General features: G+C 62.9%; 16 protein-coding genes. All 16 read right to left on the bottom strand.

What is annotated here, in order from left to right; translation table 11 throughout:
* Positions 1-19: 19 nt before the first annotated feature.
* The 16 genes from V5F77_RS04430 to V5F77_RS04355 all read right to left on the bottom strand — a co-directional run bounded on the left by V5F77_RS04430 (position 20) and on the right by V5F77_RS04355 (position 15,991).
* The gene (locus tag V5F77_RS04430; protein ID WP_429004121.1) at positions 20-1,270 is read right to left on the bottom strand and encodes a hypothetical protein; all 1,251 of its coding nucleotides are present in this window, start codon (positions 1,268-1,270) and stop codon (positions 20-22) included.
* Position 1,271: 1 nt separating this feature from the next.
* Complete coding sequence (locus tag V5F77_RS04425; RefSeq protein WP_429004120.1) at positions 1,272-2,234, bottom strand: VgrG-related protein; 963 nt, start codon at positions 2,232-2,234, stop codon at positions 1,272-1,274.
* A 29-nt stretch (positions 2,235-2,263) separates the two neighbouring features.
* Positions 2,264-3,349, bottom strand: a complete 1,086-nt coding sequence (locus V5F77_RS04420; protein ID WP_429004119.1) for a tail fiber domain-containing protein — start codon at positions 3,347-3,349, stop codon at positions 2,264-2,266.
* A 60-nt stretch (positions 3,350-3,409) separates the two neighbouring features.
* Positions 3,410-3,886 carry a GNAT family N-acetyltransferase gene (locus V5F77_RS04415; RefSeq protein ID WP_429004118.1) on the bottom strand — a complete coding sequence of 159 codons (477 nt, stop codon included), beginning with the start codon at positions 3,884-3,886 and terminating at the stop codon, positions 3,410-3,412.
* A gap of 76 nt (positions 3,887-3,962) precedes the next feature.
* Positions 3,963-7,601: a non-contractile tail sheath protein gene (locus V5F77_RS04410; RefSeq protein WP_429004117.1), complete on the bottom strand. Its 3,639-nt coding sequence runs from the start codon at positions 7,599-7,601 to the stop codon at positions 3,963-3,965.
* A 68-nt stretch (positions 7,602-7,669) separates the two neighbouring features.
* Positions 7,670-8,128, bottom strand: a complete 459-nt coding sequence (locus V5F77_RS04405; protein WP_429004116.1) for a hypothetical protein — start codon at positions 8,126-8,128, stop codon at positions 7,670-7,672.
* A gap of 1 nt (position 8,129) precedes the next feature.
* Positions 8,130-9,875, bottom strand: a complete 1,746-nt coding sequence (locus tag V5F77_RS04400; protein ID WP_429004115.1) for a hypothetical protein — start codon at positions 9,873-9,875, stop codon at positions 8,130-8,132.
* Positions 9,876-9,877: 2 nt separating this feature from the next.
* A complete protein-coding gene (locus V5F77_RS04395) occupies positions 9,878-10,453 on the bottom strand; it encodes a hypothetical protein (RefSeq protein WP_429004114.1) in 576 nt (191 codons plus the stop codon).
* Complete coding sequence (locus V5F77_RS04390; protein ID WP_429004113.1) at positions 10,453-11,358, bottom strand: hypothetical protein; 906 nt, start codon at positions 11,356-11,358, stop codon at positions 10,453-10,455. The genes V5F77_RS04395 and V5F77_RS04390 overlap by 1 nt, the downstream gene beginning before the upstream one ends.
* 7 nt (positions 11,359-11,365) lie before the next feature.
* A complete protein-coding gene (locus tag V5F77_RS04385) occupies positions 11,366-11,980 on the bottom strand; it encodes a phage adaptor protein (protein ID WP_429004112.1) in 615 nt (204 codons plus the stop codon).
* Positions 11,977-12,687, bottom strand: coding sequence for a phage adaptor protein (locus V5F77_RS04380; protein WP_429004111.1), 711 nt, complete (start codon positions 12,685-12,687; stop codon positions 11,977-11,979). Before V5F77_RS04380 ends, V5F77_RS04385 begins: the two co-directional genes overlap by 4 nt.
* Complete coding sequence (locus V5F77_RS04375) at positions 12,687-13,181, bottom strand: hypothetical protein (protein ID WP_429004110.1); 495 nt, start codon at positions 13,179-13,181, stop codon at positions 12,687-12,689. The genes V5F77_RS04380 and V5F77_RS04375 overlap by 1 nt, the downstream gene beginning before the upstream one ends.
* A 56-nt stretch (positions 13,182-13,237) precedes the next feature.
* Positions 13,238-13,648 carry a hypothetical protein gene (locus V5F77_RS04370; protein ID WP_429004109.1) on the bottom strand — a complete coding sequence of 137 codons (411 nt, stop codon included), beginning with the start codon at positions 13,646-13,648 and terminating at the stop codon, positions 13,238-13,240.
* Positions 13,649-13,708: 60 nt separating this feature from the next.
* Positions 13,709-14,812, bottom strand: coding sequence for a N4-gp56 family major capsid protein (locus V5F77_RS04365; RefSeq protein ID WP_429004108.1), 1,104 nt, complete (start codon positions 14,810-14,812; stop codon positions 13,709-13,711).
* 89 nt (positions 14,813-14,901) lie between these two features.
* A complete protein-coding gene (locus V5F77_RS04360) occupies positions 14,902-15,087 on the bottom strand; it encodes a hypothetical protein (protein ID WP_429004107.1) in 186 nt (61 codons plus the stop codon).
* 13 nt (positions 15,088-15,100) lie between these two features.
* Entirely contained in the window at positions 15,101-15,991 is an 891-nt protein-coding gene (locus V5F77_RS04355; RefSeq protein ID WP_429004106.1) for a hypothetical protein, read from the bottom strand.
* Positions 15,992-15,995: the final 4 nt, after the last annotated feature.

Here is a 15,995-nt window from a genome sequence, read left to right as displayed (position 1 = left end):
AAACGCAGACCGGTTATTTTTACTGATTTGGCATCCACATCGGGATAGAGCGTCCCGCCGGCGGAGATGCCTGTAATGCACCGGCCATAGGGGCGCTGATCTGTGGGCTATTCTGAGATGTTCCCTGCAATCCTGCCTGAGCGGCTTTATCTTGCTCGCGTAAATATGCCATGGCTCGAGCAGCCTTTTCGTCGTCGGGGAGGCGTGCATAGGCGAGATCATTCGCCCCAAGCGTGCCCATGGCTGCATTCAGCCGCTTCACAAGGGCGTCGTATGCCTGCGGCCCCTGATGCTTGGCGGCCTCCACCGCCTGCCCCAGCAGGGCCTTATTCGTGTCGGTTTCAAGCTTGTATCTCTGGGCGCGCTTCTCCTTGGCAATCTCCGCGCGCTGCTTATCGGCGTCCTCGATATATTTGGCGCCATATTTGAACGTGTTCTCCGGGGACAGGAAGTTGAGGCCGAAGCGATAGATATCTTCCATGCCGCTGAAGGTCTGCGTCGATGCCTCCCCGGTCTTCTGGTTCTTGAAAGTCAGTTCGAAGCCGGTGACATTTCCATCCTTGTCGGTGAGCTTCTTCGACCCCTCAATTTTGGTGAGGTCGTCGAAGTAGTCGTCCGAATTATAGGCGTCGGTCATGTGCTTGGCGAAGGCGTCAACGTCTCCATGCGATGCCGCACGGGCGGCTCTTGCCCAACTCTCCATCCCCCGCTTCACCTTATCGTTCTCGATCCACTCGCCAAAAGCCTTGGCCTTCTCAGGCTGCCCGGCGCGGATATAGGATTCCTGGATGCGTGGGACGCCCTTCTGGACGAAGTAATCCATGAATGGCTTTACCGTCCCGTCGGCCTGCTGCTTTGCTTGGGTCTCATCGGTAAAGGTCTTCTCGCCCACCTTCCAGGCAGGCAGCCCCTTTCCGTCAAGGGTTGGCCCCTGGGCTTCGATGGGCTGGACCGCGGCAGCCAGATCCGTTCTGCGGGCGGCATCGGCCTCGTCTGCGCTGGCCTTGTAGGCATCATCAACGAGAGCGGATTTGCCCCACTCCTTGCGCTGCCGGTCGCGTTGTTCGCCGACGAACTGGCGATCTTCCAGATTCAGCTTCCGCGCCTCATCCTGCCTCTGGACTTGACGCTGCCTGGCAAAAAGAAAGTCTTCACGATCCTGAGCGTCCTTCTGCCGCTGGTACGCGCGATCATCCATGCCCTGCCGGATGCGCACGCCGCCGGAGAAGCCATCCATGAACGACCCGATCCCCATTCCCATGCCAGCCATTTTAGGTTCCCTTCGCGTTCATAAGCTGCTGGAGAAGACCCCAGCGTTGCGGCTCCAGGGAGCCTGTTTCCTGCGTCATGGGTGGCAAGCCGCGCGGCTGAGCCGCCTGAGCCTGCGCAGGCGCGGTGACTGGCTGCTGTCCGAGTAGGGCCAACGCGTCATTGCGCTCACGGCCGAAACGGCTGGCCACGCTGGCCTTGATATTCTGGTTCGACGACTTGAAATAAATATTGGTCTTGGATCGCTCGTCGTAGAGACGGTTGATGATATCGGCGTCGGAAAGAGCGCTCGGGTCGGTTCCGGACAGGGCATTGCGCCACAGATTGGCCGACCCGCCGGGGCCGTGTTGAATTGCAGTGCTGAAGAGCACTTCCTGAAGGGCCGGGGATCGCTGCGACACGTCGAGACCGGTGCGCTCAGCGACGCGGCGAGCTGCCGGCGCAAAGAGCGTGGAGCGAGCGTTCTCCGCCTCAGCTTGCTGGAAGCCTGGACGATCAGCTACTTCCTTCCACGCGGAGCGGAAGGAACGCGAACCGGACCTTGCGGCTGCAAACCCTCCTGCGCCCTCAAGCTTCGAATAGGCTTCCGGGTCCGAGCCCTTGAGCGTGGACAGGAAGTTGCGCATGGAGCTGCCGTCTGCGGTCTTCCCGCCGCCGACGAACTGATATTTCCCGTACGACCAGCCGCCCGTGTCGTCATAGGAAACGCTGGTTGATTTTCCGCCGCTCTCGTATTTGGCCGAGAGCGATCCAAAGCCACCTCCGGGCGCTTCATTGACGATGCCATACGCCTCATTGGGGTCCATGCGCCCCGACTTGCCGCCGCTGGGCTTCGACCCGCCTAAGTTCGTATCGTCGGGCTTGTACGCGGGGAGCGATTTTTCCTTCGCATCACCCACGGACCCGCTGCCCACGGCGGGGCTGTCCCGCCGCATGCTGTTGTTCATGGAGCCGTAGCCATCCATGAAGGCTCCGAGGGCAGACCCGATGCTCATTACGCCGCCTCCTGCATGACGCCACGGCTGCGCGGCTTTTGCGTCTTCGGGTTGAACGCACCGATGCTCTTCGTTAGCTTCTCGACCTTGGCGTCCAGCTCTTTGACCGCTCCCATGGTGACGCCGATGGCGTCGATGATCGGAATGCTCTTTCCGTCGCCCTTGCCGGTCTCTCGTTGGAAGTCCTGGGCATAGGTGCCGATATGGCGTCCACCATCACCCTCGCCCGGCTTATAGCTCCATTCCTCAACGGGGAGCCCCTTCACGGCGTCCAGGGCGCCCTTGGCCGGCACCTTGTCCTCCTTCGCGTTCTCGTCGGACGGCATAAACAGGCCCGCGATACCGCCAATGCCCTTCATCAGTCCGCCCATCTCGGCAGAACTTGCATCCTGCTGCGCCTTCCAGGCATCGATCTCTTTGCCATACCGCGTGTTGAGGATGTTGGCTTGCTGCCCGTAGCTTGCTATGGCGGTCTGATATCCGCTCTTCAGCAAGTCGTTGCTGCCCATCCAGGCATTGTTCGTCGCCACGTTGTTGCCGACCACGGAGTTCCCGGTCTGGGTGCCCAGCCCAAGGGCCTGCGTCGCCTGGGACGGCAGGCCCTTGCCCATATTGATCGCGTCGCTCTGGAGAGCCACGGCCTGATTTCGCAGGGTGGTGCGCGCAGTGTTCTGCGCCCCGGCCGATGCCAAAGCGGTCGCGGTGTCGCCAGCCTGCACAACGCCGGCAAATCGGCCAGACGCGGGATTGACGCCCATGCCGGTCATCTGCCGTTCGCGTGCCTGCTGCGCCGTCTGAGCGGCGCCAAGAACGTCGGCCTTGGCCTCGCCCGCTGCCTCGGCCTGTTTCTCCGGGCTCGCCCAATTCTGTGCCGTGTCGATGAACTTATCTTCCATGGGCTGGAAGACGGTCTTGTAGCGGCTCCGGTCCTCGGACGCCCACGTGTTGGCATTCTCCATGCCGGCGAGCTGGGTCTTCGTCACCTGGGAGGTGAGGTCGTCGAGCTTCGCCTGCCGCTCGTTGGCAACGCCGAACTGCTCCTTGGCCACACCCAGCCACTCTTCGCCAGTCTGGGCAGATTTCAAAGCCGCAATCCCGATATTCGGATCAGGCTTCGGCGCGCTTCCACCACCGCCACCCATAGCTCAACCCTCCACCCGCGGCAGCCAGGGGCACCGCTCTTTGAACATGACAAGCACGGCAAGATCGTCGTCGGGCAACGCCCGCTCCATGCGACCTTCGGGCACGAAACCAAGTTTGATCGCAAGGATCAGGGACGGCTTGTTGGAGGCGGCGATGGGCGCGGTGATGCGCTGGCACTCCGACTGCACGAAAGGAAAGGCGAAGACCGCTGCGAGCACATCACGGGTCGCCCAGGCGCGGCTTCCGTCTGACGCGATGTGACCCTGGCACGCGGCTCCGCTGAAGCTATTGAAGAGCGCGGCAGCCAGCAGACGGCCGTCACGCTCCAAGCCAATGGAGACCGTATCCTGCGGCCAATATTCGCCCTGGCCGATGTGTTCGGACGCCCATGCGATAACCCGCGCATCGTCGTTGTAAACGAGATGACGCGCGCCGGAGACCGGCACTCGCACGACGAGTGGCTGCTTTTTACGGCTCATGGCTCAAAATACCGCAGTAAAGTCCGAGGCACAACATTTTGTGTCATTGACGCATACGTCAATACGATATCAGGTGTCACGCTGTCGGGACGGCATCGAAATAGGTGGCGGTCGATCCGCCGTGGCGGACCACCTCGACATAGAGGTTCCCGGTCTGGAAGCCGTAGGCCGCGATCTGCTGGGCCGCCGTAAAGACCCACGTCGTCACCGTCACGTCGATCTCGCTGATGATCTCGGCCGTGGCGACACTGCGGTTTCGCACGGTCCACACCGCGCCCGCGACCGCATCCCATGTGGCGGTGATGTCGCCCGTCGTGCCGTCCTTGGAAGCCGCTAGCCCGGTCGGTGCGCCATGTGCCGGCGTACTCTCCACCAGGGCAGCGAAGACGCCACCGGGCTGCGCCACCTTCACGCTGACATATCCTGCCAGGGCGCCATACGCCGCGATCTGGGCGGCCTCGGTGAAGGTCCACGTCGGGTCGCTCGCCGTCACCTCGGACAGCAGCGAGCTGTCGATGACACTGTAGTTCTGGACGGTCCATGTTGCGTCCACCACGTCGTCCCAGGCGATCAGGATATCGGCGTTCGCGGGATCGCGGATGGCGCTGAGACCCGTGGGCGCCGGAGCGCTGCCAATGGCCGTAACCAGGGTCGCGGCGGGGCCAAAAGCACCAGGCACTGCGATGGCCAGCTCGACGTTGACGAAACCGGCAGGCGCTCCATAGGCGGAGAGCTGATCGGCCGTCGTGAAGGTCCAGTTGGGATCGTTGATGTTCTCGACGTGCAGAAGGTCGCCCGTCTCCACCGAGATGTTCTTGATCCGCCACATGGTGGAAGGCGCATCGTCCCAGGTGATGGCGATGTCCGAACCCACGCCAGAATGCTCCGCTGCGAGCCCTGTGGGGGCCTCAAGCAGCGTCCAGGCGGGCGGGCTTCCGATGCGGTCGATATGGTGGGCGATTGCCTCGGAAAGCTCTGCTGCAGTCGCGTGGTAGACGGCGGACGTGTAGTGAATCCAGCCGGGGTTCCCGACTTCCGGCACATACCCGCTGATCGCCTCCGCTCCCGGCACCCACGAGCCGATCATGATGTTCGGGTCGGCGGCCGAGATGGAAATCTGAATGTCGCGCGCGGTCTTGTAGAAGGCGCCTGTGGGTTCAGCGGGATCGGGAGGATCGCCCCAATAAGCGCGCGCCAATGTCTGCCACCAGATCGGTAGATCGGGCATGTCCAATTCTGAGCGGATGTAGGCGAAGATGGCTTCCGTCGCTGCCCGATAGCGGGCTGGCGACGAAAAGCGCGGCACGGCAGCCGGGTCGAATGCCGAAACGTCGTTCTCACCCTGTGCCCAGATCATCTCGTTGATGGGAACGCCGAGCCCCCGGACGATCTCCAAGAACTCTTCCAGGCGCGGACCGGGCTCGCCCGCGTCCAAATCCCACCAGTAATTGACACCCGCGACCGGATCGTCATCGGCGTATTTGTCAGCGGCTGAGGAGCCCCAGCACGCTTGTACTGGAATGACTTCCACGGCACGCAGACCAGTCCGGGCGGCTACATCGCGCCGGAATGCCCCGGCCGATACGAGGTCGCGGCGGCCATCGGCGCCCGACAACGTGGTGTAATGGCCAAGGGCTTCCGACTGGCCAGCGAAGGCGATGGCGCGCTTCACGAAAGCAGCATTGTTCACCTGCACCGTGCCGACGATACCCGTCGTGCTCTCCTTGCCGTCCACGCGGATGCGCCACGACAGGAAGGTCGGCGGGAAACCGAAGTCCGGCGCGGAAAGCTCCACCGGATAATCGCACACCACGCGCCCGCCTTGGGTCAACGGATATGCGAGGCGGATAGTCCGCAGAACTGTGCCGGCCGTCGCGACCGACATGATCTCGATATCATAGACGTGCAGCCGGGCATCGACATTGGGCGCGAACGACAGCACCGCATCGCCCCAGGTGTTGGCCACCATCTTGAGGTCGCTCGGGAAGAACCATTCGACCGGATCGGGGCCAGGATCAGGGTCGGCCCCAGGCCCTGCCACGAGGTCGCCGAACGGGTATATCCAGCCGTCGCGCCACACCTGCGGGCGAGCCCAAACGCACGTCTCAGCCGCACCCCATTCAAATCCGTCGCCCGCCGCGCGGAAGATGCTTGGCCAGACGTAATCAGCAGTTTCGGGGAGGAGGTTGAAGCCCGCGAAATAGTGAATGCGCGACAGGGGATAGCCGAGCTTGTCCGTGCCAGCGGTCAGGGTGGAGTTGTGAAGCTCCCATTCCTTCGTCGCGATCCAGTCGTAATCTTCAAGCTGGAGAATGTCGAAGGCTGGGAACTTCCAATATTCGTGCGGGAAGTTGATCGCCGTGATGAGCGGCGAGCCTGGATTGAGCACCTGCGGCGTGAATACCAGCGCTAGCACTTGCACGCGAGGGTGGGCGGCCCGCGCGTGGTCGCGTAGCCATAGGGTACTCAAGCCGAGCTTACGGCCAAGAAACGCGAGGTAGTCGGCATGGATGCCGATGGGCTCCGTGGTGGTCTGGATGTACGGCGTCGGCACCGGGTTGCCGGTCTCAGTCGTATAGAGCGCCGTCGTCGTTGGGTCGTAGATGCACGGGCCGCTGTCGCTGAACGACCCATCCCACCACCAGGGTTCACCAATTTGGTAATAGGGGGCGGCGCCCACTGCCTCGACCGCGCTCAACACCCAATCCGCGACCACCCGCAGATAGTTCATGCCGTCCCCGTTGGTCGGGGCGATCAGCGTGGAGGGCGGTTCCCAGCCCGTGCGCGCGAGCACGCCGGCAAAGTCGCGCTGGCGCCACGCGGTCGGGCAGAAGCTGGCCAGGATTTCGTAGGACTGCGAGACGATGATCCTGTAGCCGCGTGCCGTGAGCCGGGCGAACAGATCCGCGAACCAGAGGCGCGAGGCTGGGCTGATGGGGTGGCTGTCATCCACCACCAAATGCCCCTCCTCATTGCTCCAGACGAGCGCATGGAGATGCGAGGCGCCGATATAGAGCACGTACCAGTCGCGGTAGCCGAGCCGCCAGATGCCGTCCACCAGGCGCTCGGGCGTGATGTTGTAGGCGTCGTCATAGCCGTCGCACATCCGCAGCTTGTGCGGCGGCACCTCGATATCGGCCACCTTGAGCGTCGAGAACGGCCCGCTGACCGAGATGTTGGTCAGCTCAATGGTGGCATCCACAGGGGTGATCGGCACTGGCGTCGCATTGTAGCCGGGTGCCGAGACGCCCAGGAACATCTCGGTGATGCGATGCCAGGGAATGACGGTGCGCTGTGCGCCGTCCGAGATGTTGTAGCCGCCGAGCACCGGGGCGCCAGCAAAGTCCAGGCGGATGTGCCCGGAATAGCCGTCGCCGCTCGTGGCATAGTTCGCCAGACGGACATAATATTGCACGCCCGCATCGTCGGTGACGGAGAGCACGAGTCCGGCAACATCGTTCAGGTTCGGCAACCCGCTCAAGGAATAGTCGAATTCGAGGACGCAGCCGCCATAGTTGTTCGATTGAAGGTACTTGCAGGACTTAGCGGACCAGCGGTCTGCACTCTCCCATTTCAGGCCCACGATATCGGCTTTGGTGCGAAGCTGGGCAGAAAGCCGCAGTCCATCCGGCCCGAGCGTCGTCACGGATGCTGAGGCGGTCAACGGGTGGTCGATGGTCCAGTAAGCCGGTTCGAAACGCCGAATCGTGCGCATCTGGTCTTCCGGCCGCCCATAGGCGGATAGCACGCCCCAATGGGGGACATATGAGATGCCGACGCCGGTCATAGCGTGTTGCCCGACATAAGCCAGAGAGCGGGTCCGTTGACGGGGCGCAGGAGCACAAACAACGTGGCGATGCCCCAGCGCGCCGCGATCCGCGAATGCCCCGGCACGAACGAGCGCAGCGTGGAAGAACTATCGAGCGGCGCGAATATCACTTCGCCTGCGCCCGCCCGCACAACGAGGATGGAGGAGGCGCGCTTGAAGTCTCCCGGCAGCGTCAAGGTCACGTCGTCATCGGAGGTGACACACAGGACGCAGCCTACGTCGGCCGACGTGAGCGCGCGCGAGACCACTACGTCAACGATCTTCACGGCCCCGAGCAGGCCTCCACCAGAACCCTCAAGCGCCGTCTGAATGGCAGCATCCAGATCCTTGCGGCGCACAGCGGCGTCGCCTGGGTTCTTGGCGCGCTCGCCCAGAAGGACTGCAAGCCGTTCATCGTAGATGCCGTTCGCCATGTCAGGATGCTCCCAACTCGTCCATGCTGGACGCGATGCGCACCTGGGCGATTTCAGCGGTGCCGGTGATCTCGACTTCCAGCACCTCGGCCCGGTAGCCGGCTGGCAGGCGCTCGATCACGTTGAGCCCGGTCTTGGTGGCGACCAACTCACCATCGGCGTACAGCCGAACGGCTACGGTCTCGGCTTGCGGGATCACTTCCAGGCTGTCGCCATCGAGAGCGTAGGTGTTGAAAGACGATCCGTTAAGTTCACCACCGAGCGGGAACGGCATCTTGGCCGCGTTCCGGTCGATAGTCGCCTGCCGGTCGGCAGCTTCGGCGCGCATTTGCGCCCGCGTCTTCACGGACACGGTATCGACCTTGATGCAGGAAAAGCTCTCCTGGAGCGGCGGCAGGACGAATTGCTTGCTGCGCCACGTCATCACATCGCGCTGCTGACCCACCGCGTCCAACTCGTTCACATCAACATCGTCGAGGGCGTAGAGCGTGCTGGTGGGGACGTCGTAATGCACGGCATCGGCGGTCGCCGCCCAACGCAGAAGGAACGGAGTGGAGCCGGAGAGGTCGAACAGGAATGAGCCGCGCCGGGGCGTGCCGTTGTCCACGTATTCGTAGGAGGCGAAATAGCGCCCGCTGATCTGGCCCGCGACGAAGGTCTGCGGGTTGAACTTGAGCCAATCGTTGCGGGCGAGGAGCGCGCTGCTGACCACACTCGCACCGGCAGAGGACACGGAGGCCAGACCATCCTGCGTCGGATAGGCGACGGCGTAACCCAAGTCCACGATGCCCCTCGCGTTGATGCAGGGAAGGTTGAGTTCGGTTTTTTCGCTCGCCATATTCTCGGGCGCCGTGCCGCTGACGATGTAGGGATTGCCGGTGGTCATCACGGCGATGGACGTGCCGAATGCGCCAAGGCCCACAATGGGATAATCCAGCGTCAGGACGTATTTCTCGGGCCAAGCATGGGGATACCAGGGCTCGCAGAAATAGAGGTCCTTTCCGACGAAACCGACCATCATGCCATTGGGCAGTGAGATGAGGCCTGCCATACCATCGGGCGGGGGCTGCCATTCCTGCGAGAGGATAGCCTCGGCGAAGTCGTCCACGGCGATGTCATCCACGAAATCGTGGTCACTCGCCTCGCGCTCGGAGATGAAGTTGAGCGTCGTGGTGCCGGTCGTTCCACTCTGCGAGCGATAGATGCGCTGCTTCGTGATGGCACGCCCCTTCGGCGGCTTGACGAACCCGTTGAGCGTGACCGTTTGACCGGGCCGCCACTCCACCTCGTCGCTTATGGGGCAGGGCTCTCCTTCTTCGCCAAAGTCGGAGACGAAGGTGTAGGCATAGAGCCGCGTGGTGATGTCCGAGGAAGTTGCTTCGCCCGACGCGACCGGGACCAGCTTGTCTGCGGGCTGAGGCATGGCGAGCGGATAGACCTTTCCGGCCACCCGCATCTTCGGGGCGCCGTCGCCCGTGTAATAGAGCCGGTCCTGTGCCACCGGGCCGGGCGCCGCATTGACCACGCTACCCCATTGTAGCCATTCGCCCTGATGCAGGTAGATGCTCTTTATGGTGTCGGGCGGCGCGTCCGAGAAGCGACGAGCCAGACGAGAGCGGCGCACAGGGACCAAAGCGCCGTTTTCCAACCGGGAATTGAACGCGTATTGCGCGCCGACAGCCGGAAGCTGGCGCGGCTGCATGCGCGGCACCTCGCCGGAAAACCCGATGAGCTTGATGACCGGCATGGCTACCTCGCAGCGGCGGAACGGAAGAAGTCGTCGATCTGCGCGGGCGAAGAACCGTTGGCCTCCATCAGCGACACGAGTAATGGGTTGGCGCGCTCGTAGGAGGTGGCGGCGAAGTCAATCCGTGCGACCAGTCGGTCTCCGGCCGGCATGGCGGCGATCTGTGTCTCGACGAACGCGGGAGGCGTCCCGGCCGAGGCCATGGCCAACGCTTCCGCGTCCGTGATGAGGGCTCGGCCGTGCATCTCCAGAGCGCACTGGCGTCGGGTAATGGACGCCGGGACAGGCAGGGACGCGGCGACGAAAGAAACGCCGTTCCATCGCTTTCCGCGCAGGCTATCAGGGGTGACCCCATCGGCGGACACGACGCGCGCATTGATCGGAAAGAGCCGATCAGCTTTGTCGGTAATCACCACGAGGGTGCCATCGTCGGCGATGTGCACCCAGGCCGCAGGAGGCGAGGGCAGAACGCTCAAGGCATACCAGTCCAGCCCCTTCCCATTCCGCAGGAAGGTGATTCCGGGCGCTGCATCGAGTGGCACGTAGGGCGTGAAGACGCCATGATCGTTGGTAGCCATCACGCATTCCCCACCGTGAACCAGACGCCATTTTTCTTAATCTGAAGCGGAGCCCATATCGCTTCTGGGGTTGTACCGGAAGGGTACCCCCAGGCGATCATCACCATTCCGGGACCGGGCGGTGAGCCACTGGCGGATGGCTGGGTCTGTGCGCCAAGGCGAACGTCCTGCACATAGCCGGTCGCTACGCTGTTCATGATCTCCGTCGCCTTGGCGGCAAGTGCCGCATTCAGCGTGTCGGTCACCCAGGTGTCGAAGTCGCCGTGCTCTTTGCCCCAGATGTTCCCGTCCGCGCTCACCTTTAGGAGTGGGTCGGTGGTCAGGTCCAGGCCGTTGGCGATGACGAACGCACCATCTGCATCCAGTCCGACAGACCGTGAGTTGGCGCCGAAGGTGTAGGTCGTGCGAGGGCTGGTTCCATTTATGGTCAGCTTGTCGCCATTGATGATCTGGTTCCCCGACGTGCCGACCTTGGTGTCGGGATCGAAATTTCCCTCGTGCCAGACTTCATTGTCGCCGACGAAGAACCCGCCGTCCGCCTCAATGGTCGAGGACGAGGAGACCGGGCCGGTGAGAACGCCGCCGCTGCGCTCCAGCTTGTCGGCCATCATCTCGACGAACGCCCCGGCGGTCATGCGCAGCTCGATCCGCGCGCCGATGGGGAATGCCTTAGCGGTCGTGTCTTCCCTGGCGCGGACGATGGTGAACGTGTCCACAGCGCGCGCCGTGACGCGCACGATCTCATAGGTGCTGTCGGCCGCAACGATGGTTGCTATGAACACGTCTCCGGCACCGAGCGCTGGAAACAAAGCGCCCTGGCCCTGGGTGACCGTCAAGGTGGTGGCTGCCGACGTGAGAGACGCTGCAAGCTGCGAGGAGGCGTTGTTCGCAAAGCGGATGGGCATGGTGGCCTCACACGAAGCTGGCGCGCGTGCGCGGACGGGCGCGCTGCTGGCCAGTGATGCTGATGGCGAAGTTCTTGTCGCAAGCCGCGTCGAACCTGCTCTTGTAGTAAGCGGCCATCTGCGGGTCAGAGAACGGCTGGCTGGGCGTCAGGAGGATCTGCACGAGCGCGCCATAGGCAATCTCTTGCCCGAACTGCTGATGCAGAAAATCCGGCACTTCGTCGGAAGCGCGATCCGGTTTCAGGAAGAGCGAGAGCCGCAGCTTGCCGGCATCGGGGCGCGGGAAAAGACGCAGCTCACCGAAGTTGCTTTGGGAATAGGTTCGCGGGCTACCTCGCTGGTCGTCATCGTCCTGCGGCACGCTGGCGAACGACGCGGGATCGATCTTCCGCCCGTCGAACCATGCAGTTTCGATCCTATGCAGCGCCGACCCGGCAGGCGTGCTGACGGCGATCACGTCTGGCGTGTCTGCGTCTATCACGGTGTCGTCCAGCAGACGCCAGCACCGCGTGCGCTCGCAGAATTCGATTGCGGAATTGCGGATGCTTGCTTCGGCCAGCGGCTCGGGACACGCTGTGGCGTATGGCAGAACAAGCGGCATGAATGCGTCGAAGGTAATCATGCAGCGTTCTCGCCTTGTGGCTTGACGTTCACATTCGCTCGGGCTTCTGCCGTGATCTTGATGCCGAGCGCCTGGGAGAATTGCTGGTAGTGCATCGTGGCGCGCGCAGCATTTCCGCCCGCCGCCATATCCTTGGTGAAGGCGCGGTACATCACATAGTCGACCAAGGCATTCGCGTAGATGTCGGGAAGATCGACAGATGTGGAATATTCGTCGATGTCATCCGCAGTAACGGGCTCTTCAATGATCTCCGGCATGCGGCTTAGCACAACCTCCATGCGCCCGGCTCCGGTATTGCCGGGATACACATAGAACACCGTAGGGTTCACCTGATCGAAGACGACATGCTTGACGGCAACTGCCTGCGGAATGATCGTTGGGTCATGCCAGCCGGGCGCTTGGGCGTCCAAAAGCTCGTGGTCAACCGGCTTTACCGGCCGTCCACCAACACGCGCCGGTGCGTCGCCGCTGGTGATGTTGCGCACGGCACGCATGATGCTGAGATAGCCGTCCGGCAGCACCTGATATGTGCCCTGGGCCAGAGGTAGAACCACCGTCGTCGCCGTGGCGGTGGGCTTAAGGAGCGCGATTTCCCGCGCGCCATCGTTGAGCCACAGCAGCAGCTCGGGCAGCGGCCAGCGGTCGGACGCCTCATCCTGCAACAGGATGCGCACCCGCTTGAAGATGTCGCTGGCCGTGAAGCTCATCAGTCTTCACCCTTAAGGTGCTTCATGATGTTTGCATCCGTCATCTTGTGATGCGGAGCACGACCGAACTTGGCGGTGTAGGCTTTCACCAGATCGTCGTGGCTGGGCAGGGCCTCGTCGGCTGCATTCTTGTCGCCTTCGTCCTTGTCGCCGTCCTCGCTCTTCGGCGCATCGTCACCGCTTTCAGCCTGAGAATGTAGGACGGGCTGGACGCCGAACTGCACCGCGGCGGTCACAGGATCGGCAGGAGCAATGGCCTCGAGCGGCTCCTTCACCTGTGCCACGTCGGCGACTTGGGTGACGGTCTTGGGCGCCACGACGGCGCGCGCGAGACGGTATCCTTCGGGGATGCGAAGGAACGCCTCGATATGAAGATCGTCATCCACCTCGGCCACATGGCGCCCCGAGGCGTCCGGCAGGAAGGTGTAGGCCGCGCCGTCCGCAAGCACGACATGCGTGCCTTTCGGGCGCTGGATGATGCTCTCGATCAGCATGGGTATTCTCTCCGTGAGGAAGACGCGGCAGGACCGGCCCGCCGCGTGCGACGGCATCAGCCCTGCGCGTACTGCAAGACCAAGGTGACGGTGGAGGCGGCCGTGGCGGCCGTCACGACGACGCCGATGGAGCGGTCGTATTCCACGGGAGTCACCGCAAACGCTGCATCAATGGCCTTCTGGCTGGTGATGAGGTTGGTGGCGATAGAGCGGTTGGCGAACGTGGTGTCGCCAACGGTCCCGGCCATGACGCCGATGTTGCCTTCGGTGACGGCTCCCGTTTCCATATAGCGCATGTCCACGATGTAGTGGCGCGCCGGCAGGATGGCGAGTTCGACGATATCGCCGCTGGTTGCGTCAACGGCGAACTTATAGGTGGACTTCTTGAAAATTACATCCGCCGCCTCGCCGGAAGTCGGGATGTTTTCGCGGCCGAGAGCTGCGGAGGACTGAAGAACGGAAGGCATGGCGCCAATCCCCTATTGAAGATGAAGGAAGAAGCCCCCGCCAAGGCGGGAGCCGTCAAATCAGGTGTTGGAGTTGGGGTTGTTCGCGTAGGTGTCGAGGGTCTGAACGCCGAAGTCATAACCGTTGAAGCGGGTCTTCTTGACGCCGATCACCGTGCCGGAGGCAACGATGGGCTCGTTGCCGAAGTCCTGCATTTCCTCTTTCCACTCGAACCGCAGGCCCGCACTGGTGCCATAGGCGACCACCGCAGCCTGCCGGCCGAGGAAGAGGGCGCGGGCGGCGGGAAGATTGGCCCCGGCGCCGGCATCGCTGAACCGGATCGCGCTCTCATGGGAGTGGAGCACGACGTTGTTGATCATGCCGAGACCGCCCTTCATGATCGGGCTATTCCGGCCTTCCGAGGCCGCCGCCGCCTTCTGGATATCCAGCCAGCCGGAGGCATCGGAGGTGCGTAGATCGTGCTCCTGGAAGGTGGACATCAGCACGACATAGCGCTGCTCGCCCTCGACGTTGAGCGGCATCATGTTCGCCCGACGCGGGTCCAGGGCACGCATCATCCGAGCATTGACCGAGGCGCGCTCGATCAGGTCGCGGGACATCTTGTCCGCGCTGGTGATGGTGGCCTTGGAGGTGGCAGCGCCGCCGAACAGGATATGACCGGCGTCGGGCGCCTGGATGGCGTTGCCGGCGTGACCCGTCCAATCCTGATCTTCGATGAAGTCGGCGTTCACGCCGCGCGCACCGCTCAGGTAGATGAAGAAGAATTCGTCGAAATACTGCGACCAGTAATCGGATAGCCGGTCACGGGCGACCTTGCGAAGGTCGTGCGCGGTGCGCTTCCGGCTCATGCGGCCGCCCGCCGACGCCGACTTGCGGGTCTGATCGATGATCACTTCGTCGGTGTAGAAGCGCAGGTTTTCGGAGTTGCCGTCCAGGCGGTTGTCGCCGGTCGTGGGCTTGCCGCGAAGCTGCACGGACAAGTCAAACGACACGCGGTCGCCCGCGCCGCTGTCCAGCTCGGTCTTGCGCTGGATCAGGCTGTTCTCATCGGTGCCGATGAACTTGCGCTCGAAGTAGCTTTTACGCTGCATCGCCACGGCGAGGGTGCCGGACCACGCCTTCTGCGCCTGAGCATCGCCCCAATTGATGATGGTGGTGGACATCTGACATTACCTCAATGCTGGAAGCTAGTTCCGCAGAGGCACGTCATGCGCCGTGGACGGAAATACGTTACTCGACTTGAAAGCGATTTTCAAATCATCTTTCGGTCGATTTTCACTTCGCCCTTGTCTTCGGACGACGCGCGCTCTCGGCGCACGACAAGATCGCGCGCTGCATCGACCACCAGGCAGGCGAGCTGCCCTGTCTTCCTCTCCAGCCTGATGGTGGTGTTGCCAATCACCAGGCGCTCGCCTACCCGCAGATCGAACTTCATCATGACAGCCCCCTGATCAGCGCAGGCCGCGCTCGTATTGGTCGAGCTTTTCAGGGCTCAGCTTCTTGAGGGCTGCCTCGTAGGCATCCGGGTTCGCGGCGGCCAGACGTTCCAGGGCGGCGAATTCACCGCTGTCCGTCTCCGAGATATCTGCGGCCGGAACCTTGGCGAGCGTCGGAGGCACCTTCCGTTCCGGCTTGGGGTCGGACTTCGGCACGGCCGTGGTGGTGGCAATCCCGATCTGCTCGGCGAACAACTTGTGCGCCATTTCGAGCTGCTTGCTGTTGGACAGCTTGGCGTTCGCAGAGTCCGAGGTGATCTTCCGAACGGCGACATCAAAGGCGCCCCAGAGAAGCTCACTCTTGCGCACCTCGGGGTGAGCGGTGGCGAAGTCTCGCACATCGTCCACCCAGCGCTGTTCAGCCTGCTGCTGCGCCATCTCCTGGGAGATGCGGGTCTTGAAGAGCGACTGCTTGATCGCGTCCGCCTCATCAGCCAACGCATCAACACCAGCCTGGAATTCCTTCGCCGACATGTCGCCGTCGTCGAATTTCTGAACCATCTCGGCCTTGCGCGCCTTGATGGCATCGAGCTGCACCTGGGCATCCTCGGGGGCGTCGGCCTTGATGAGCGGCACCTGATGATGCGGGAGTTCCTCCGGCTCGGTTGCCGCGGCTGCCTGCTCTTCCGTTCCTGTGTCGGCCTTCGGGCTGGCAGTGGGGTCATCCTGTTCGCCCGCTCCAGCGTCGGCCGCTTCAGCCTCGGCATCCGCCTTCAAGAGCTCCTTCGCGCCGGCATCGTCAGCGGTTCCCGCGTCGGGCTCGCCTTCCATGGCAAGATAGCCGGCGCGCTCTTCTTCGGTCAGGTCCGCAAGCTCGGCTGCGGTCAACTTGAGGTCTTCATCCATGATC

Origin of the sequence: Roseixanthobacter psychrophilus (assembly GCF_043195195.1) — a bacterium.
Classification (GTDB): Bacteria; Pseudomonadota; Alphaproteobacteria; order Rhizobiales; family Xanthobacteraceae; genus NCEH01.
This window is presented reverse-complemented; position numbering and strand designations above follow the sequence as displayed.